The organism is Bombilactobacillus mellis (assembly GCF_000967245.1).
GTDB classification, from domain to species: Bacteria; Bacillota; Bacilli; order Lactobacillales; family Lactobacillaceae; genus Bombilactobacillus; species Bombilactobacillus mellis.
This window is the reverse complement of sequence record NZ_KQ033878.1, coordinates 765511-785773: the sequence shown is the minus strand read 5'-3', so window position 1 is coordinate 785773 and position 20263 is coordinate 765511. Positions and strand designations below refer to the sequence as shown.

Annotated in this window: 16 protein-coding genes; 5 read left to right on the top strand and 11 right to left on the bottom strand. The window is 36.7% G+C overall.

What is annotated here, in order from left to right; genetic code table 11:
* Positions 1-53: 53 nt before the first annotated feature.
* Both nagB and JG29_RS07850 read right to left on the bottom strand, forming a co-directional pair.
* Entirely contained in the window at positions 54-758 is a 705-nt protein-coding gene (gene nagB / locus JG29_RS07855; RefSeq protein WP_045923395.1) for a glucosamine-6-phosphate deaminase, read from the bottom strand.
* Between the two features lie 124 nt (positions 759-882).
* A complete protein-coding gene (locus tag JG29_RS07850; protein ID WP_045923394.1) occupies positions 883-2070 on the bottom strand; it encodes an NAD(P)/FAD-dependent oxidoreductase in 1188 nt (395 codons plus the stop codon).
* A gap of 205 nt (positions 2071-2275) precedes the next feature.
* On the opposite strand from JG29_RS07850, the gene JG29_RS07845 reads away from it, so the two are divergent.
* Positions 2276-3484, top strand: coding sequence for an acetate/propionate family kinase (locus tag JG29_RS07845; protein WP_045923393.1), 1209 nt, complete (start codon positions 2276-2278; stop codon positions 3482-3484).
* Positions 3485-3579: 95 nt separating this feature from the next.
* On the top strand, positions 3580-4560 hold the full coding sequence (locus JG29_RS07840; RefSeq protein ID WP_045923392.1) for a LacI family DNA-binding transcriptional regulator: 981 nt from the start codon (positions 3580-3582) through the stop codon (positions 4558-4560).
* Here the strand turns inward: JG29_RS07840 and JG29_RS07835 are convergent.
* A complete protein-coding gene (locus JG29_RS07835; protein WP_045923391.1) occupies positions 4546-5451 on the bottom strand; it encodes a 1,4-dihydroxy-2-naphthoate polyprenyltransferase in 906 nt (301 codons plus the stop codon). The two genes, JG29_RS07840 and JG29_RS07835, sit on opposite strands and share 15 nt — an antisense overlap.
* A 68-nt stretch (positions 5452-5519) precedes the next feature.
* On the opposite strand from JG29_RS07835, the gene JG29_RS07830 reads away from it, so the two are divergent.
* Positions 5520-6491, top strand: a complete 972-nt coding sequence (locus JG29_RS07830) for a polyprenyl synthetase family protein (RefSeq protein WP_045923390.1) — start codon at positions 5520-5522, stop codon at positions 6489-6491.
* Between the two features lie 66 nt (positions 6492-6557).
* Positions 6558-7268: a bifunctional demethylmenaquinone methyltransferase/2-methoxy-6-polyprenyl-1,4-benzoquinol methylase UbiE gene (ubiE, locus tag JG29_RS07825; protein WP_045923389.1), complete on the top strand. Its 711-nt coding sequence runs from the start codon at positions 6558-6560 to the stop codon at positions 7266-7268.
* A 94-nt stretch (positions 7269-7362) separates the two neighbouring features.
* On the opposite strand, the gene cydC is transcribed toward ubiE, so the two are convergent.
* The 5 genes from cydC to JG29_RS07800 all read right to left on the bottom strand — a co-directional run bounded on the left by cydC (position 7363) and on the right by JG29_RS07800 (position 14619).
* On the bottom strand, positions 7363-9096 hold the full coding sequence (gene cydC / locus JG29_RS07820) for a thiol reductant ABC exporter subunit CydC (protein WP_045923388.1): 1734 nt from the start codon (positions 9094-9096) through the stop codon (positions 7363-7365).
* On the bottom strand, positions 9096-10826 hold the full coding sequence (gene cydD, locus JG29_RS07815; RefSeq protein ID WP_045923387.1) for a thiol reductant ABC exporter subunit CydD: 1731 nt from the start codon (positions 10824-10826) through the stop codon (positions 9096-9098). The genes cydC and cydD overlap by 1 nt, the downstream gene beginning before the upstream one ends.
* 3 nt (positions 10827-10829) lie before the next feature.
* Complete coding sequence (gene cydB, locus JG29_RS07810; RefSeq protein WP_045923386.1) at positions 10830-11843, bottom strand: cytochrome d ubiquinol oxidase subunit II; 1014 nt, start codon at positions 11841-11843, stop codon at positions 10830-10832.
* Positions 11843-13306 carry a cytochrome ubiquinol oxidase subunit I gene (locus JG29_RS07805; protein WP_045923385.1) on the bottom strand — a complete coding sequence of 488 codons (1464 nt, stop codon included), beginning with the start codon at positions 13304-13306 and terminating at the stop codon, positions 11843-11845. Before JG29_RS07805 ends, cydB begins: the two co-directional genes overlap by 1 nt.
* A gap of 356 nt (positions 13307-13662) precedes the next feature.
* Positions 13663-14619 carry a DUF308 domain-containing protein gene (locus tag JG29_RS07800; RefSeq protein WP_045923384.1) on the bottom strand — a complete coding sequence of 319 codons (957 nt, stop codon included), beginning with the start codon at positions 14617-14619 and terminating at the stop codon, positions 13663-13665.
* Between the two features lie 175 nt (positions 14620-14794).
* On the opposite strand from JG29_RS07800, the gene proC reads away from it, so the two are divergent.
* Complete coding sequence (proC, locus tag JG29_RS07795; protein WP_045923383.1) at positions 14795-15559, top strand: pyrroline-5-carboxylate reductase; 765 nt, start codon at positions 14795-14797, stop codon at positions 15557-15559.
* A gap of 55 nt (positions 15560-15614) precedes the next feature.
* On the opposite strand, the gene JG29_RS07790 is transcribed toward proC, so the two are convergent.
* The 3 genes from JG29_RS07790 to JG29_RS07780 form a co-directional block, all read right to left on the bottom strand.
* On the bottom strand, positions 15615-17951 hold the full coding sequence (locus tag JG29_RS07790) for an ABC transporter ATP-binding protein/permease (RefSeq protein WP_045923382.1): 2337 nt from the start codon (positions 17949-17951) through the stop codon (positions 15615-15617).
* Positions 17952-18179: 228 nt separating this feature from the next.
* Positions 18180-19040: an NAD(P)-dependent oxidoreductase gene (locus JG29_RS07785; RefSeq protein WP_045923381.1), complete on the bottom strand. Its 861-nt coding sequence runs from the start codon at positions 19038-19040 to the stop codon at positions 18180-18182.
* Positions 19041-19053: 13 nt separating this feature from the next.
* Positions 19054-20232 (bottom strand): MFS transporter, encoded by a 1179-nt coding sequence (locus JG29_RS07780; protein ID WP_045923380.1) that lies wholly within the window; start codon positions 20230-20232, stop codon positions 19054-19056.
* Positions 20233-20263: the final 31 nt, after the last annotated feature.

Sequence of the window (20263 nt, the reverse complement as noted above, 5' to 3'; positions counted from 1 at the left end):
ATAAGAAAAAGCAATGACTTTCAAGTCGTTGCTTTTTTATTCCCCGGGAAATATTAATTTAATTTGGCAGCAGCAGCTGAATCCAGAATAACGGTTGTATGAGGATGTTTTTGTAAAATACTAGCCGGACATTTCTCAGTTACGGGTCCATTAATCATTTGTGAGACAGCTTCTGCTTTGTCTTTTCCCCAAGCCATTAAAATGATACGTTGGCTTTGCATAATCGAAAAGAGGCCCATGGAAATCGCTTTTTGCGGAACGGCTTGCTTATTGGGAAAAAAGCGCGCGTTAGCATCTCTGGTAGATGACGATAAAGTAACACAATGAGTCTGACTATGAAAGGAAGTTCCCGGTTCATTAAAACCAATGTGACCATTTTGACCAATACCTAAGATTTGAATAGCAATGGGGTGATCAGCTATCACCTGATCATAACGCTGGAGCTCCTGATTAATATCAGGGGCCAAGCCATTAGGCAGATAGTTTTTAGAAAAAGATTTAAACTGAAATAAATGTTGCTTCATAAAATAGTGATAACTTTGAGGATTATTAGGTCCTAATCCAAGATATTCATCCAGATTAATTGTGGTGATATGGGAAAAATCGAGTTTGCTTTGAGCCATTTCTTGATAAAGTAAAATAGGAGTACTACCAGTAGCCAAGCCTAAAACCCGTGCTTGTGTTTGTAAGCCTTGGACGAGCAAATTGTAAGCTTTGTGACTACCAACCGCTGCGTTTTCAACTATAATAATTTTCATTATGATCACCCCTATCTATTAATCAATGCTCAAATTAGTGAGATTAATTAATTTTAAATAATAAAAAAAGATTGAATTGAGTTCCAATCTTTTGACATAAATTAAATTTAAAGAACAAATTAATTTAATTCGGTTTTTTCAGTCCCTTAATACCTGCACATTCATATAAAACCACTTCAAAAGAAGAGTTCTTTGCTAAAGAAGCAACATGTCCCGTTAACTTAATATGCGGCTTAGTCATTTCGGCAATACCATGATGTGGGCCTAGGGAGGCAACGGTTCCAGCGGAATTATAATTAAATTTCTTTTGTGGAGCATTATTCAAAGCAGCGACAATATTTACTGCTGCTACACGAGCTTGTGCTAAAGCTAACTGACCTGTAGTTGGCAGTGGACGTCCTGATTTAGGATCAATTGAAGCAGAATCATCACCAACAACATAAATCTCGGGATGATCTTGAATATTGAGATAATCAGTAACAGTAATCCGGTTTCTTTTGACATCAAAGCCGGAGTCCTTAATAACGTCACTACCGCTGACACCTACGGTCCAGATAATGGAATTAGCGTATACTCGTTGTTCTTCGTCACTATCGCCTTTGGTATAGACTACGGCATTTTGTTCAATCTTTTTAATTTTAGCTCCGGTTAAAATCTTAATACCATTTTTCTTCAAGAAATTAACAGCATATTGCGCTAATTGTGAATCAAACATTGGTAGGATTTGGGGAGCCATTTCAATACTGGTAATATTGATTTCCGGAACATTATATTTTGCCTTTAAAACTTTAGCCGTATCAATCAATTCACCTAATAATTCAATCCCTGTAAAACCTGCTCCACAAACAGCGATATTTAAGTCATTAGGATCCTGGGATTGTTTATAGTCCCGCATGTTAGAATTAATAACTTGGTAAATTTTTTGAGCGGTCGGAATATCTTGTAATTTATAAGAATATTCATTAGCCCCTTCCATACCGAAGTTTTCTGAACGAAATCCAAGTGCCAAAACAACATAATCATAAGAAATATCAGCGTGATCGGTAAATTCGACTTTTTTGTTTTCATAATCTACTTTTTTAACGTTAGCTTGAATAAAGTGAACGCTTTCGGGAATAACCGCTTGAATGTCAAAACTGATATCATCAGGTTGCGCAGTGCCCGCAGCAACGCGATAAAGTTGAATGGATTCCACATGTTTTTTATTGCGATCGATTAAATCAATAATAGTTCCCTCAGGAGCTAACTTCGCTAATTTTCTGGCAATACCTAAACCACCATAACCAGCACCTAAAATTACAATATGAGCCATAAATTGATCCTTCCTTCTTCACTATGTAATCTACTTATATTATAAGCTTAATCTTAACTTCTGAAAACCAATATACTGTTATTTTTCAGCACTTAATGATTCTTTTTCAGCTTTTAAACAAGTTCAAAATTTCTCAAGAAATAATTTTGTGTGAGCGATTACGCTAGCGTATAATTTGAATATATAAATGAAAGAGGTGGATTGTATGTATATAATGGCGATTAATGCAGGTAGTTCCAGTTTAAAATGGCAGATCTATGACATGCCTTCAGAAACAAGAATTGCTAAAGGGCTAATTGATCGACTAGGAAAAGAGGATGCGATATTTAAAGCAGAATATGATAATGGGAAGACTTTCAAGTGTCAAGAACCAATTACAACTAAAGAAAAAGCGGCAACCTTAATTTTAACCCGGCTCAAAAGCCTTAATATAGTACAGCGTCTGGAAGATATTAAAGGTGTCGGGCACCGGATTGTTTCTGGTGGAGAGGTCTTTAAAAAGTCTACTGTAATTACAGCAGAAGTTTTATTGCAAATTAGAAATCTTTCGGAATTAGCTCCCTTGCATAATAATATTGAGGCCTATTATGTGAACGTTTTTGCTCAATTATTACCTCACGCAACGCAAGTTGCTGTCTTTGATACCTCATTTTTTACTAGTTTACAGCCAGTTAACTATCTTTATCCCATCGAAACTAAATACTATAGTAAATATGGTGTCCGTAAATATGGTGCTCACGGTACCAGTCACCGTTATGTTGCCAGCAGAACTGCCGAACTGTTACAGCGTCCATTGGCAGATTTGAACCTTATCACTTTGCATCTGGGCAGTGGAGCCTCAATTTCAGCGATTGCCCATGGGAAGCCGGTAGATACTTCGATGGGATTTACTCCTCTAGCCGGCATAATGATGGGAACGCGTTCTGGAGATATTGATCCCTCGATTATGCCCTATATTATGGAAAAAGAGCACTTACATGATATTTCGGATATGATCACTATTTTGAATAAAAAATCGGGCTTATTAGGGGTTTCGGGAGTCTCTAATGACAAACGCGACATTGATGAAGCAGCAGCTCAAGGTAATCAGCAAGCACAATTAGCACAGGAAATGTTTGTTAACCGAATTGTGAAGTATGTGGGTTCTTATTTAGCTTTATTGGACGATAAACCAGATGCATTGGTATTTACTGCCGGTGTGGGCGAAAACGATCAGCCGGTGCGACAGGCTGTTTGTGAGCAACTACAACATTTAGGTGTCAAAATTGATCCGCAAAAAAATCAAGTTAAAGGCCAAGAAGCTGAGATTAGTACTTCTGATTCACCGATTAAAGTTTTTGTAGTCCCGACAAATGAAGAATTAATGATTGCTCGAGATACTTATCAATTAACTGAACCATTAATTAAAGACTAAAAATTAGCTGGGATAAAATCTGGGGAGTTGCAACTTTGTCGAGGTTTGTACTTGTCTGAAAAATATTGATTCATTAAAAGTGAGGTAATTTTTATATGCCGACGATTCGTGATGTAGCTCGCCGTAGTGGCTATTCCATCACTACTATTTCTCGCGTATTAAATCATACCGGATACGTATCTTCGAAAGCTACTAAAAAAATTAAAACGGTTATGCAAGAAATGGACTACGTTCCTAATGCGATTGCTCGAGATTTAAGTAACGGCCGAACTCATAAAATCGGAGTCATTTTGCCACAAATAAAGAACCCATATTTTTCTAAAATTCTGGAAGGCATTATGGAAGCGGCTTTTTCAACTGATTATTCTATTATGCTGTTGCCTTCTAACTATGACGAAAAAAAAGAGCTTTATTATTTAGAACAACTGCGTCGCAAGGAATACGAAGGCCTAATCATTACTTCACATGGATTACCGCTGAAAAAATTAGCTGCCTATAATAAATATGGTCCCATTGTATGTTGTGAAGATCCGGAACAATTATCTTTAGCGGCTGTTTTTACTGATCGTTTAGCGGTATTTGTCCAAATGTTTCAATGGCTGCACGCACAAAAAATCCAATCCATAACTTGCATGTTTTATCGTAATGCTCAAGCTAGTGCAACTACGCGTTTAACCTTGGCTGCTTATCAAAAAGTTTATCAGCAAGAATTAGCACAAGATTTTATTTTAACTAATATTAGGGATGCTTCTAGTGCTTATCAAGCCGTAAAAAAAGTCAATCCGCAAACGCAATATATCTTTACCAATAGCGATAGTAATGCGATTGCGGTTCGACAATATTATTTAGATCATCAAAAATCTTTGCCGGGAATTATTGGCCAAGGCCATGAAATATCAAGTTTTTTGGCAAATTTACCAACTATTGATTACCATTTATCCGAACTAGGCCGCCAAGCATTTCAATTAGTTTGCGCTCAACCCTATGAGACCCAAAAAGTAAAGCTGACGGCAGATTTTATTACTAAATATGATAGTTTAGATGCGATTGCGACAGCGTTATCACCGAAATATTAAGCCGATAGCCAGACTAATGACTTGTGTAAGGGTAATAATAAAAAGATTTTTCACAGCCAAAGGAAAGGTTTGTTTTTTAATATGAACCTGAAAGAATTTTTTAGTATTTTGATAGATCAAGGGTATGACTAAGAAGGTTAAAAGCATTGCCCACGGTAAAATATGCAAAAACATAGAAATAAGTAAAAGTCCATAACCTAATATTAATAAAGCGGCATAGAACCACAGACTATTCGAAACTCCTAAAAAGCGGACAATAGTATGACGTCCTAAGTCAATATCTTCTTGATAATCACAAATATTATTAGCTAATAATAAGGAGCCAATGGCGCATTGTGAAAGACCAGAAGCAATAAAAATCGGAGTCACAAATTGCCAGTTAAAAATAACTGTGGGTACTACATTAATATAAACTGCAATTAAGAAAATAACAAAACCCATCGTAAATCCGGAAAAGAATTCTCCTAAAGGCAATGAATCCAAAGGAAAAGGTCCCCCAGCGTATAAAAATCCTACTGCAAAACAAAAAATTCCTAAAAATAAGAGAATCCAACCTACGCGACTCACTAAATAAATACCGATTAAAGCGGCTACTACGGCCATACTCAAACCCAGCCAACCAACTTTATTGATATCTAAATGATTAACACCAATAACGTTCGTTTGTTGACGAAATTTTTCCTGTCCTGTGGCATTTTTATAATCCCAATAATTGTCATTAATATCAACGGACATGTTAAAGAGCAGCATGGCAATAAAAAATAAACAGGAATTAAGCAAATTTAATTGCTGAAAATGATAAAGCGCATAAAAAGTCCCTAACAAAAAAGGGAAAATGCTGGCGGTTTTGGCTTTAATTTCTACTAGTTCTAAAAAAACTGAGAGTGTCAAAATTGTTTCAATCCTCGTTTCTGTTTTTGATATACTATAATTATAATATTAAAAGAAAAGGTGTAGCAATGATTAATTCTCTGTGGGTCAATATTCCTGAGTTAAATGAGCAATTAGAACAGGTTCAAGAGATTATTTTGCAGCAAATTAAACCTTTAAAAGAACCACTATCGGGATTAATTCGGCAACAAGTTACTAGTGGCGGTAAAATGATTCGTCCGGCTTGTTTATTATTGTTTAATCAGTTTGGTTCTTATAATAATTTAACTCAAAAATTACATGCTGCCGCAGCCATGGAAGTGTTACACTTAGCTACTTTGATCCATGATGATGTTATTGATGGTTCTAATTTGCGCCGCAACGTTCCTACAATTCAAGTTCGCTTAGGTGACCGCAATGCTATCTATGCCGGTGATTATTTATTAACAGTATATTTTGAATTAATTAGTAAAGTGGCCAATAATTTAAACGATGTGGTATTTAATGCCTTAAGTATTAAAAAAATTCTGCAGGGAGAATTGGACCAACTACAAATTAATCATAATTTACAAGCAAGCGTGAAAATGTATTTACGAGAAATTTCGGGCAAAACAGCGCAATTAATTGAATTGAGTGCGCAACTAGGAGCAATTCTGGCTCAGGCAGATGAACATATTGTGCATAAGGCCCGCTTTATAGGGCATAATTTAGGGATGGCTTTTCAGATTCAAGATGACGTTTTGGATTATTTGGGTTCAACCAAAATGGGCAAACCACAATCAGAAGATTTAAAAAATGGTATTTATACTTTGCCTTTAATCTATGCCTTAAATTCTTCTTACGAAGTAAAACGCTTTTTAGAATTACATCCACAGTTAAATAATGAACAAGTCCAGCAGGTAATTCAGATGGTAATTGCAGCCGGTGGAGTACAACAAGCGCAAAATTTGGCTTATAAATACAGCTCCAAGGCCTTAGCATTAATTAAGCAATTACCGGATATTCCGGCCCGCTCTTATCTGCAGGAGCTGACACAAAGATTATTAAAGCGACAACAATAAACAACAGCACAGCTGATTCTTGGAATTTTTAAAACCTTAATCTTAGAAAGAAACTAGGCGCAAGCTATGGTTAAAACAAATCAACATTCCGAAAAAGAAGTACAACAACTATTTTCTAGAATTGCTCCCCAATATGATTCCTTAAATAATGTTATTAGTTTAGGTTTACAAAAAACCTGGCGTCAAAAATTATGGCGACGATTATCTGTTCGGGACGATTTTCATTGTTTGGATTTATGTTGCGGCACGGGTGATTTAACTATTCAAGCAGCACAGCAGCTTGGGCCTAAGGGACTTGTGGTTGGTTTAGATTTTAATCAGGAAATGTTAAATATTGCTCAGCAGAAAATACAACAAGCGGCCGTAAACGTTCCCGTAAAATTACAATATGCTGATGTGATGAGTTTACCTTTTACTGAACAGAGTTTCGATGTTATAACCATAGGCTTTGGTTTACGGAATGTTCCCGACGCCGAGCGGGTCTTACGAGAAAGTTATCGGGTTTTAAAACCGGGGGGTCAATTTGCTTGTTTAGAGATGTCTCAGCCGTCAACAGCTGTTATTAAAATCTTTTGGCAGCTTTATTTAAAAATTTTTCCACGGCTGGCTCAAATTTGCGGGGGCAATTATCGTGACTACCAATATTTACAAACTACTACGCAATCTTTTTTGTCTGCACCCCAATTATTGCAGTTGCTGCAGAAAGTAGGCTTTCAACATTGTAATTATACTCAGTTAACTTGGGGCGCAGCAGCCTTACATTTAGGGAGAAAATAAGATATTTATTCACTAGTAATTTAACTATTTCATAAAAAAAGACACCTAAGAGTGTCTTTTTTAGAGGATTTATTACTAAAAAATTATTTTTAAACTAATTAAGTTTAAAGCCTTGATCCATTTTATATAATTCTCGAAAGTGTTCGTTGGTACGATAAAGCTCCTGTGGTTGACCCTGCATTTCGATTTGTCCTTGATTCAAAAAAATTACACGATCAACATTTTTAATCCCCTGTAAATGGTGCGTTACCCAAATAATAGTTTTGTCAGCTAAAACCTGAAAAATGGTTTGAAGTAAATCATTTTCGGTAATGGGATCTAATCCCACTGTCGGCTCATCTAAGAGCACAATCGGCGCATCCTGCAGCAGGATGCGGGCTAAGGCTAAACGCTGCTGTTCGCCCCCAGAAAAGCGCCGACCGGCTTCTTGTACTGAAGTATCATATCCTTTGGGTAAAGCAGCAATTAAATCTTGCATTTTAACTGCTTGAATAGCGGCCTTAACTTGATCATCGGTTTTATTTTCATTACCAAGTCGAACATTATTGATAATAGAAGTATTAAATAAAAAAGGCTGTTGATTTAAAAAGGCAAATAATTTTTGACGTTCTTCTTGTAAAGCCAGAACGTTGATGTCATTTAGGAGCACTTGGCCTTGTTGCGGAGCCAAATCGCCATTAATGAGCTGTAATAAAGTAGTTTTACCGGTACCACTGGGGCCAATTAAGGCTAATTTTTCACCACGATGAATAGTTTGTTGAAAATCTTTAATAAGAATGGGTGCATCAGCATTATATTCAAACTGTAAATGTTTTAATTGTAAGGTAGTAAAATCTTGTGGTTGCAAGTGTCGTTGTGGCGGTAATTTCATGGGAGTAGGATGTAATTGATTCAAACGAATAACTGAGTCTTTATAAGTAGGATATTCTTCGAAACCTTGACTGATTGGAATGATAGTCTCTCCTACTGGAGCCAGAGCTAAAACAAATGAAGCAACATAATTCGCCCGTTCAGCACTCGTGGTAAAGCAAATGTTAGTAAAAACTAATAATAAAATAAAAATAATTCCTAAGACCGCTTGTAAATAAAAATCCCGTTGCCAGCGAAAATGTTTACTAAAATTTTTGGAAGTATTTAATTGGGCAACTGTTTGTTGTGTTGCTTGTTTAAAGTCATTTTTGCGACCAGATAAAATCCAGTCATTGGCTCCCAGAATATTATCCGTCAAGCTAATGTAAAGTTGATTTTTAAGATTTTTTTGCTTTTGTCTGCGTGCCGCCTCAATTGCTACTGAGACTAAAGGGGCAACTAAAACTTCAATTGCCAACAATAATAATATTAGTAAGCCGAACCATACATCAAAGTAGCCAATGCCAATGACCATAATTAAACAAAGTAAAATGCCGACAACCGTTGGGAACACGGTTCGTAAATAAAGATTTTGTAAATGAGCGATATCTTCGGACAATAATCCCAGAATGTTGCCGGTTTGATATTTCTCATTAAAAAAAGCAGCATCTTGTTCGACAGTTTGATAAAGACGAGTACGTAGTTGCGAAGTCACCCGTAAAACCCAATTGTGACTTTTAAGCCGTTCAACATATTTGAAAACAGGACGGCCAATACCAAAAGCCCGAGTCATCAAAATGGCTGGATAAATCATTAAAATATTATAGGGATGAGTGGCCGATTTATCAATCGTATATCCAGAGGTGAACATCAGTGCACCACCACAAAAAGTGGTTAAGACACCTAGAATAAGAACGGTTGCTAATAAAAATTTATATTGTTTTAGATAAGGTTTAACCCACGTATCATGACGCCACATTATTGATCACCTCGCATATGGGCACTTAATTCATAAAATGGTCCCGCTTGTTCTTGCAATAGTTGCTCAACAGGTCCTTGTTCAACGATTTGTCCATGTTCCATGACTAAAATATAATCCATTTGTTGTAACCAGTGTAAACGATGAGTGGCGAAAATAACCAAATGATCATCAAACAAAGGTAACATAGTTTGTTTTAAAGCATATTCAGTTTCAATGTCTAAATGAGCAGTAGGTTCATCAAAAAGTAAAACATGCCGCTCACTCGCTAAAAAAGACCGGGCTAACATAATTCTTTGCGCTTGTCCACCGGAAATACCGCGGCCTCCTTGACCTACTTTAGTTTCCAGCCCTTGCGGCAGAGAACGGATAAATTCAGTTAAACCCGCTTGTTGAACCGCTTGAATGACAGCCTCGTTGGAGGCCGTTGGCGAGTAAAAACGAATATTATTGGCAATGGTATCACTGAATAAATAAGGCTTTTGCGGTAAATAGGTAAATTGTGTCTGCCAATTATTTTGTCCTAGATGCGGCAATTTTTGTCCATTGAGAATCACTTCACCGCTTTGAGGAATGAGAAAGCCGCTAATTATATCTAATAAGGTAGATTTACCAGCACCTGATTGCCCGACAATAGCAATTTTTTGGTAACCTTGAATATCAATACTAATATTACGCAGATCATTAGGCTGCTTTTGCCCTTCATATTGAAAATTAATTTGACTTAACTGTAAAGTACTGTCCTGACGCCAAGTAAAATCAGTTAAGAGTTCCTTTTGCTTGGTGGTCGGCAAAGCCAAGATTTCCATAGTGGCATTGAAGGCATTCTTACCATTTAAGGTAGCATGAAAATCATTGGCAAAATTACGTAAGGGTAAAAAGTATTCCGGAGCCAAAATTAATGTCACCATAGCCGGATATAAAGGCATATCCCCCTTCATTAAAGCTAAGCCTAAAAATACTGCTAAAATAGCAATCGATAAAGTTGTAAACCAGTCTAAAGCAAACGTTGATAAAATAGCAATTCTTAAAGTGCTTAAAGTTTTTTTTCGGTATTGTTCACTCACAGTATAAATATTATGAGCATATTCCTTACTTAAGCCCAACATCTTTAAAGTCGTCAAGCCGCGTAAAGCGTCTAAAAAATGATTGGATAACACAATATATTCAGCATATTGTGAGTTAGCCTTGTCTCTAGCAGCATAGCCCAAGATAATCATAAATAAGATAATAATCGGAAATACTAGAACTAAAACAATTCCGGAAGTGACATCTTTGAAAAAAATGTAGATGAGAATGATCCAAGGAATGATCATCATGTTCATAAATTTAGAAAGAATTAAATTGAAATAATTATTAATCTCATCCATTCCATCTAAAGCATTGGTTACTATGTTACCCGAGCCAGTTTGAGCAATCATTTGCGGACCGGTGGTATAGATCTTATCCAGTAAGTCTGCTCGGATGTTTTCAGTAGTTTGTGTGGCATATTTATCCAAAATAGCATCTTTCACCCACGTCAAAAAGTGGCGCATTAAAAAGGCCATTATGAAAAAAATTGTTGGTTGAATGATGTGGCTTAAGCTTTGCCGCTGCCAAGAAATGACTAATGCTGTAGCTAAAAATTTGGCTTGTAATAAAATCATAAATGCTTGCAAGACCGTTAGTCCTGCAAGCATTGGAAATAGTGATTTAATTCCTGGTAATTGAAATAGACGCTTATCGATCATTGTTTAACCTATAGCTTTCTTTGTTGAAGGAGTTCTTTTAGCAAAAATAATGTATGACCAAATAAAGTAAATTAAAACAATTGGCAGTAGGATACAAACTACAATCGTCATGACTTTTAGAGCGGTTGGTGATGAAGAAGCATCTTTGATCAGAATATTATGGGCAGGATTAGTAGCTATCATAACTCGTGGGAATAAACCATTAAAAATTAAAATAACCACAAAAGCCAATGACAATCCACTACCAGCTAAACTCCAAGCCTCGTGATGTTTGTAAACTCCCCAAGCGCCTAAAAGCGACATAACAACAATCAGTAAAGTAATTATGGTGCTGGATACTAATTTGTTTTGGAAGAAATCGGTTTGGAAGAAAACTAATAAAGCAAAGACAACTTCACCGACAAATAAAATTGGATACAAGAAGCGGTTTAGATTTTCAGCACGTTCTCTGAGAATCCCAGTGGTAGTTAAACGGACATAATTCAAACCATGAATTAAGGACATTAGCACTCCAGCAATACCGCCGACTAATGATAACCAATTGACAATATCAAAGAAGCCTAAACTCAAATCACCATGAGCATTAATAGGAACTCCTTGAATCATGCTAAAGAAAATCATACACAAAATTAAAGGAGCTAATAAACTGCCGATTACAAAGGTATTGTACCAAAGATGGCGACCACGAGCAGTTTCAGCATGGTTGGCAAATTCAAATGATACGCCCCGAATGATTAAGCCGACTAAGACCAAGAAAAACATAATATAGTAACCGGAGAATAAACTGGCATACCACATTGGAAAAGAAGCAAACATAGCTCCACCCGCAGTTACCAGCCAAGTTTCATTAACAACCCAGTGCGGGCCGATAATATCAAGCATGGTTTGCTTTTCTTCATCAGTTCGAGCGATGATACCACTAGCCATCCCCACACCAAAGTCAAAGCCTTCGAGAAAGAAGAAGCCAACAAACAGAACACAAATTAAAACAAACCAAATAAATTGTAAGGCACTCATTAGTTAAAAGCCTCCTTTGCAAATGGATCAGACCCCAGATGAGAACCAGCAGTAGCACTTGGGCCGGCAATTGCATCTAATCCATGATGTAAGGTCCGCCGTGAATAATAAATCATCACGCCCCCTAAAATGGTAAATAATAAGAAGTAAACAATATTACTAAAGATTAATTGGCCAACAGTTGTTGATGGTGAAACCGCATCAGCAATCGTGTAAAGTCCGTAAACAATCCATGGATAGCGTCCAAATTCAGTAATAAACCAGCCAAAAGTATTAGCTAAGAATGGAACCCAGATCATTAATCCCAAGACATACAAGAACCAGCGCTTGTTAGTAATGGTGTTTTTCTTAGGCCGAGTCCAAATTAATCCAAGAATAGATACCAACAACATTAATCCCCCAAAACCAGTCATGAATCTAAAGCTCCAAAACAGAGTATTGACCGGCACATAGTAATCTTTAATGTTGCGAATGCTTTTACTTTGATTATTGCTGAACTTTTGTTTAAGTTCTTTATTAATAGTATTCATGCCCTTTACAGAGCCACTAGGTTTATGATAAGTAAGCAAACTTAGTACATAAGGAACTGAGACTTCGTGGGTCGTTTTATGATTTTTAGTATCAAAAGTCGCTACAATTTTCCAAGAAGCCGGGGATCCGGTATCATCGTATTCGCCTTCAGTAGCGGCAAATTTCATTGGTTGGTCTTTAATTATTTCTTGGGTTTGTAAATCTCCAGCTAAAATTACGCCGACAGATGCTACTAGACCAACCCATAGACCAAACCGTAAGGATTTTTGAAAGAAAGTGCCATCTTTTTGTTTACGCCATAACGCCCAAGCACTCATTCCGGCTACAACAAATGCAGCTGCACAAAAGGCACCCAAAATTAAATGTGGGAAAACTTTCCAGAGTTGCGGATTACCGACTAATTCAGCAAAACTGCTCATTTGTGCCCGATGAGTCTGTGAATTAATGACAAAACCTGTCGGATGCTGCATGAAACTGTTAGCTGCCAAAATCCAAATTGCTGATAACATTGTTCCAATAGCAGTTAACCAAATAAACAATGCATGAATGCCTGGTTTAAAACGATCCCAGGTAAACATCCAAACACCAATAAAGGTTGACTCTAAGAAGAAGGCTAATAATGCTTCAATAGCCAAAGGTGCTCCGAAAATATCACCCATAAACCGAGAATAGTTAGACCAGTTCATTCCGAATTGAAATTCCTGGATCAGACCAGTAACGATACCAACAGCAAAACTTAAAAGAAAAATTTTGCCCCAAAATTGAGCCATTTTTTTATAAGTTTCATCTTTTTTAACCGCATAAATTGTTTCCATAATAGCAACTAAAAAACCGAGGCCGATAGAAAGCGGTACGAAAAAGAAGTGAAAGACTGTTGTCATGGCAAATTGAAAACGAGCCAGAGACAGCAGTGAAATTCCCATACTCCACATAAATACTCACACTCCTTAAATTTATGTACTTATACATCTCTTATCATACTTGTAAATGGTGGGAATTACAAATTAAAACCGAAGAAAGAATCCCGACAGAGCAACATTTTAAAACAAATTTGAAAATAAATTAATAAAAATATTTAATTCGCTTTAGAACCTTTAACAAAATATGAAACCGCTTATTTGTTCGATTAAAAAAAGTACCAGTAACACTGGCACTTTCGGAGGAGTAAGGATGTGAATACAATTTATATGTTATAATCAATCTCTCAATTGACTACAGCGCTAGTATAGTAATAAATTATGATGAAATTGTGAAGAAAAATTGCTTTAAATTGGTATTTTTTTAAAAATTAACGCTGGCGATCACGAGCCTTAAATTGTCTTTTATAGGTTTTAGGAGGTTGCGGCGCTTTTGGAGGAACATTTTGGCTAGAGTTGGGAGCTGCAGGCATCTGATTTTGCGGCGGATAAGGGGTATTGCCATAATTGTTCGATGGGTAACCATTATTGCCCGGGTTTGATTGTTGAGAAGATGGAATATTATTTTCATAATTAGAATTCGGGGCATAGTTAGGCTGATTAGAGTCCACTGGAGGCTGCGGCGGGTAATAATTATTAGAATTCTGGGGGGGAGTTTGATAATTATTTTGCGGCGGCACCTGGGGTGATTGTTGCTGTTCGGGGGTAGCGGAAGGATTTTGATAGTTATTATAATTAGGAGCGTAGTTATTATAAGAATTATTAGCCGCGTCTAAAGAATTCTGATTATTAGGATAGTTGTTAGAATAATTGTTATTATAGGCCTGGGCTTGATTATTAGGTGGGGCGACAGGCGGGTTCATATTGGACTGTTGATTAGGATAATTATTGGAATTAAAGTTATTAGGTGCCTGGTAATTATTGTCATAGTAACTATTACTATGGGAATTGCCATATTGATCGATTGCCGGTTCAAAGAAATAATCCATAATGATCGTAATAATAGCCATTATTAAACCAATAGCGATTGCCGCCCAAGACCACAACATTAGCCCTGGGAAACGGGTGGCATTAAAAATACCCATAATACCGCCCAGTAGTAAAATAATGAAGCTAATAATCGGGGGCACAATACTAGTGCTGGAATGACAGATAATATAAATAGCTCCAGCTACTAATAAGGCAATTGCCAATAAAATACTGGCAGTTGCCCCTAGATCAGCATAACCTAAGAGCGCTTGAATAAAACTGTCAAATTTAAATTGGATAACAACTATAATTGACATAATTACCAAGACTCCACCAGTTAATAATTTAGTTACTTTCATACGTGGAAAACCCCCTGAAACTACATTTTAAAAATTCATATATCACTACTTAGCATTTTAACGCATTAGCCGCTTTGAAACCAATAATTAATAAATTTTTAAGAAAAAGGCCTGAATTATCCGTAAATTATTGAGAAAAAATGTGTTAGATTTAATTATAAAGAGGTGTAATATTATGAAAATTGGTTTTATCGGTGTGGGAAAAATTGGACAAGCTATCATCAAAGGTTTGTTAAGCTCCCAAGTGAATAATCAGGATATCATGGTTTTGAAAAGTCAGCATCATACAGCACAAAAAGTTGCTCAAAAGTATCATCTTTTCCTAGCCAATGATTATTCCGCTTTAAATGTTAATGAAATAGTAATTGTGGCTGTTCCTCAAAGTGCACTAAAAGCCATTTTAGAACAGTTAAAAGCCCATTATCATGGTTTAATCGTTTCTACTTCTGGAGGAGACTTAACGGCTGTTAATGCTGAATTACCAGTAGATACCAGTTTTGTCAAAGCGGTACCGAATACTCCGGTGCAAATAAATGCCGGAATCACGGCTTTAAGTTTTGCTGATCAAGAATCAGAAACCAATCGTAATTTAGTAATTAATCTTTTTCAAAAATTAGGGCAGGTTTACGTTGTTCCCGAAAAGCTATTAGGAATTTACGGAACAGTTGCCGGTTGTACACCAGCTTTTGTAGATATCATGATGGAAGCTTTGAGTGATGCTGCTGTAATTAATGGTATACCCCGACAGCAATCTTATCAAATTATTACACAAATGCTATTAGGAACAGCTCAATTGGCTCAGAAAACCCAACAACATCCGGGGCAATTAAAAGATGAAGTTACAACTCCGGGCGGGTCCACTATTAGAGGGGTCGCAGAATTAGAAGCTACAGGTTTTCGTAATGCTCTTATTCAAGCAGTTGAGGCTGCTAATAAATAATTCTAATAAATCCCGTAATGATAAGAAGAACTGCATTGTGGGATTTATTTTTTTATTACTCAGAACGAAGAGCAATAGCAGCATTTTTCTTAGCGGCCATTCGCGCAGGGATATGTCCGCCTAAAACAGTTAGGATCGTACTAATAATAACTAAGATAACAGCATGGAGCGGATTAAGTTGAGCAACGTGAGTCAGGTTGGTTAAATTATATAAAATAGCATTAGCTGGAAAAGTTAAAAGCCAAGCAATAACGATACCGAGGATGCCGGATCCTAAGCCCAGAATAGTAGTTTCAGCGTCAAAGACACGGGTAATATCTTTTTTACGAGCACCCAAGGCTTTTAAAACACCAATTTCTTTAGTACGTTCAATTACGGAAGTATAAGTAATGATAGCAATCATAATAATTGATGTAATTAAAGAAATAGCTGCAAAGCCTACAAGGACGTAAGTAATAGCGTTCATTAAGCCGCCGGTAATACTGGTAATGTTACCAGCTAAATCGTTATAAATGACAGTTTGAGCTTTAGATTTTCCACGATTGTAACGGTCAAGATAACTAGTAATATGATCTTTTTCATCGAAGCTGTTAGGATAAATTTGAATCATGCTAGGAGTTTTGCGGCCGCCTAAAGTGGTTAACAAAAGGGCTTTTTGCTCACTGTTCAATTGCTCATTAGTTAAAACGTTGATCGAACTGCTTTTTTGGGCTTGCACGATAGCGGAATTTTTATTAAGCTGCATTACTTCTTTAGTCAAATGGTCAGAATAAGCGAAACCACCTGCTAATAAGCCGTCGGAATTTTTATTGGAGGTACGTAAAATACCAACTACTTTTAAAGTTTTAGTTTTTGGAGCCTGGGCCAGCTGTTGATAGTTTTGATTAGGAATAAAGTTTCCTGTCGGCAGCTTTGTATAAAAATCATCATTAGCCACTAGTTTGATTTTAGTTTTGAGAATTTGATCAGGGTCTAGTTTTTCTTTATTTTGAAAAGTAAAACCAGCGTTTTTCAGTGCATCTAAGTTAACCGCATTTTGTTTATTGGCAATCAGGACAATTTCATTTGCTTTCTGCGGATAACGACCAGCTAAGACATGATAATTTTTGCGTAGAAAAGTTTGGCGACCATTGCGATTTACCGGATAAACACTGCCGCCGACACCGACACTAGCCGACATGAGATTTTGCGAATTATTAATAGTGTCGTTACGAGAAACTGCAAAAGTTATGGGACGATACTTGCCGTGAACTTGCCGCAGTAAGTTAAATCCAGTTGTATAAGTCAAAGCAATATTGCGCGCATCGGTTGCATTAATTTGATTAACGTAACGTACATAAGCAGGAGTAATCTGATTAAAATGTTGTGCGGCGTTAACCGGATTGACTTTGGCGATGACACGATTATTTTTAGGAAATGATTTATTGCTGTTTTGATTAGCTTCACTTTGATACTGCTTGGAATCTGAAGTGACTTGAGAAATGGTAACCGGAAATTGAGACAAGGCCTCAGCTTGAGTTTTATCAATTTGTTTTTGAAAACCATTAGACAAAGCTAAGACGATACCAATACTGATAATACCAATACTGGAAGCCAACATGGTTAAAAAGGTCCGCCCTTTTTTGGTAATAATATTGGTAAAGGAGAGTTTTAAAGCAGTAGCAAAACTCATTTTTGTACGTCGCGGATGGAAACTTTCCGAGTCCAGAACTGTTTGTTCCGGGTTAGAGTCAGTTAAAATTTTACCATCGGAAAAGTTAATAATCCGATCAGCATACTGTTTTGCTAACTGTGGATTATGGGTAACCATAATAACTAAACGATCTTGAGCCAACTCTTTAATTAGAGCCATAATTTCTTGACTAGTATTAGTATCTAAAGCACCTGTCGGCTCATCAGCTAGTAAAATTTGAGGATCGTTGGCCAAAGCCCGGGCAATGGCAACTCGTTGCAATTGACCACCTGATAATTGGCTAGGTTTTTTATGGATGTGATTTTTCAATCCAACGCGGGTGAGAGCTTCTTGTGCCCGCTTTTTTTTCGTAGCTGCATCAACACCACTCAAAGTCATGCCTAAAGTAACATTGTCCAAAATATTTAAATGGCTGATAATATTATAATCTTGGAAAATAAAGCCTACAGTATTATTACGGTAAGCATCCCAATCTTGTTCTTGAAAGTTTTGGGTGGATTTGCCATTAATAATGAGATTACCTGAATCATAGCGATCTAAGCCACCGATGACATTTAGCAAAGTAGTTTTTCCAGAACCTGATGTCCCTAAAATCGCTACAAATTCACGATCACGAAAATTCACATTGACGTCATCGAGTGCTTTAGTGGTAGTATCTCCGACTTGATAATATTTTTTTAAATGTTGTAAATTCAGCATGGCTGATCACCTCATACACTTCTTAGTTAATATCATAACAGACCAGAGGGTAAAAAGAGAGTTAATAAAGTTGTGAAAACAAAATTTTCCCATTTCCAACTAATGACATTTTATACAGCTGTCTCTAAAAAAGAAGAAAGTAGCAAAATCTTTTTGATTTGCGCTACTTTCTTAAATTATCACCAATTTATCTTATATAATTTTTAAATTAAAACGGATATAAACTAATTACCACCATAATTTTACTAAGGCCTGAGTACCTAAATCGCCTAATTTCTTGTCATCAACTAATTTTTCGTAGAGTTCTTTCGCCTGTTTTGTAGCTGGTAAATCAATTTTCATTTCCGCAGCTGTATCTAGGGCAATCCGTAAGTCCTTTAAGAAATGTTTACTGAAAAATCCCGGGTTATAATCACCCTTTAAGATCCGGGGGCCATAGTTAGTTAAACTCCAATTAGCTGCACTGCCGGCACCAACAGTTTCTAAAACTTTATTTAAATCTAAGCCGGCAGCTTTAGCGTACACTAACATCTCACTCATACCAGTCATAGTACCGGCAATCATAATCTGATTAGCCATTTTGGTATTTTGGCCGGCACCGGCAGGACCAAAGAGTTGGGCTTTAGAGCTGACAGCTTGAAATAAGGGTTGAAGTTTGTCAAAGGTCGCTTGTTGGCCACCGACCATAATGGTTAAAGTACCGTTTTTGGCACCAATATCACCACCAGATACTGGAGCATCTAAAACTTGAGCACCCTTTTTTTGACCAGTTTGAAAAATTCTTTGCGCTAATTGGGGTTTAGAGGTAGTCATATCTACCAGAATTTTATTTTGAACATCGGCTTGAAAAATACCTTGACTGTCATAATAAACCTGTTCGACATCTTGGGGAAAGCCTAACATTGTAAAAATAATATCAGTTTTTTCAGTTACTTCTTGAGGGGTAGCACACCAGGTAGCTCCAGCGGCAACCAAATTATCAGTTTTAGCTTTAGTTCGATTATAAACCCAGAGCTCATAACCAGCTTTTTGCAGATTAGAAGCAATGGCATTACCCATAACACCAGTTCCAATAAAACCCAGTTTCATTTAAAAACCCTCCTTATACACTTGCCTTTTTTTGAATTTGAGAAAACAATAATACTAAGATAATAATAACACTCAAAGTGATCATTGCCCAAAAAGTTCCTATTAAATTATTGCTGCTAAAAATTGGAGCAGTATATTTAAAGAACCAAGCAGAAAAGGCAAAGCCTAAACTAGTTAAAGCCGAAAAAGTTCCCATGACAATGGGGTAAACTTTCGCGGAAGCTAAATTAGATAGAAGAAAAGGAATAGTAATTAAAGCAATAGATCCACCGGTACCGATCAAAAATGCCGCTAGCGCACTGGTCCAAAAAGTATGCACATAAATTAGAATTACTGCTCCTAAAATAATTGAACTAAAACCGGCAGCTAAAAGATAATGACCAAAAGTTTTACGATAAACACTAATTCCAATACCAGCGACAATGGAAGCTGCGCGTACGAATAATAAAGCTTTGCCAGCAGTACTAGGGCCACCAATATGATAGTAATGCAGATACAGCGCCATTTTGTTGGTCATGACAGCAACCAAAACTTCCACCAACATAGAGATAATAACTAAAGCAATGATTAAACCCCATTGATTCTTTTGGGAAACATTCATTTTATTATTAGTGACCTCATTATCAGTCGGGTGAATATTGGGTACAAATAAAATTGCTAAAATTAACGCGATAATGGTAATAGTGTAGACATAGTAATTATGCAACCAACTAATATTGGCTAAATAGCCGCCTATAACAATCCAAACCATCGCAAAACCATCTTCTAAAGCTACGTTAAAGCCAAATTGATCCGATCGCCGTTCACCTTGATAAGCTGCAGCTGATAAACTAGGCAAAACAGTAGTGATAGCACCACTACCTAAGCCCACTATTAAGGCAAAAATAATTAATTGCGAAACATTTTGATGAATCCACAGAGGTAATAAGCCGCCCGCAGCTAAGAGTGATAAGCCCAAAACAGCAGCTTGTTTATAGGTAATGCGCGTTAGAATAAAGCCAAAAATAAAAGAAGCTACCATAGAAGCTACATCACCAATGGAAGCAATCGATTCTACCTGAGTAGGATCAGCCTGTGGAAATGATTGCTGAATTTTGACTAGCGAAGGGGCCATGATTGAATCTAACCGAGTTACACTAGTAAGAGCGATAATACCGACTAAAGTTGTCCAACTTTTTAATTTACGGGACAAGAAAATTCCTCCTTAAATTAAAAAAACTGCC

Coding starts and splice junctions, on each gene's coding strand:
- proC (WP_045923383.1), top strand. CDS start 14,795: ATGAAAATTGGTTTTATCGGTGTGGGAAAAATTGGACAAGCTATCATC.
- cydC (WP_045923388.1), bottom strand. CDS start 9,096: ATGTGGCGTCATGATACGTGGGTTAAACCTTATCTAAAACAATATAAA.
- ubiE (WP_045923389.1), top strand. CDS start 6,558: ATGGTTAAAACAAATCAACATTCCGAAAAAGAAGTACAACAACTATTT.
- cydD (WP_045923387.1), bottom strand. CDS start 10,826: ATGATCGATAAGCGTCTATTTCAATTACCAGGAATTAAATCACTATTT.
- JG29_RS07840 (WP_045923392.1), top strand. CDS start 3,580: ATGCCGACGATTCGTGATGTAGCTCGCCGTAGTGGCTATTCCATCACT.
- JG29_RS07790 (WP_045923382.1), bottom strand. CDS start 17,951: ATGCTGAATTTACAACATTTAAAAAAATATTATCAAGTCGGAGATACT.
- nagB (WP_045923395.1), bottom strand. CDS start 758: ATGAAAATTATTATAGTTGAAAACGCAGCGGTTGGTAGTCACAAAGCT.
- JG29_RS07850 (WP_045923394.1), bottom strand. CDS start 2,070: ATGGCTCATATTGTAATTTTAGGTGCTGGTTATGGTGGTTTAGGTATT.
- JG29_RS07805 (WP_045923385.1), bottom strand. CDS start 13,306: ATGTGGAGTATGGGAATTTCACTGCTGTCTCTGGCTCGTTTTCAATTT.
- JG29_RS07785 (WP_045923381.1), bottom strand. CDS start 19,040: ATGAAACTGGGTTTTATTGGAACTGGTGTTATGGGTAATGCCATTGCT.
- JG29_RS07845 (WP_045923393.1), top strand. CDS start 2,276: ATGTATATAATGGCGATTAATGCAGGTAGTTCCAGTTTAAAATGGCAG.
- JG29_RS07800 (WP_045923384.1), bottom strand. CDS start 14,619: ATGAAAGTAACTAAATTATTAACTGGTGGAGTCTTGGTAATTATGTCA.
- cydB (WP_045923386.1), bottom strand. CDS start 11,843: ATGAGTGCCTTACAATTTATTTGGTTTGTTTTAATTTGTGTTCTGTTT.
- JG29_RS07830 (WP_045923390.1), top strand. CDS start 5,520: ATGATTAATTCTCTGTGGGTCAATATTCCTGAGTTAAATGAGCAATTA.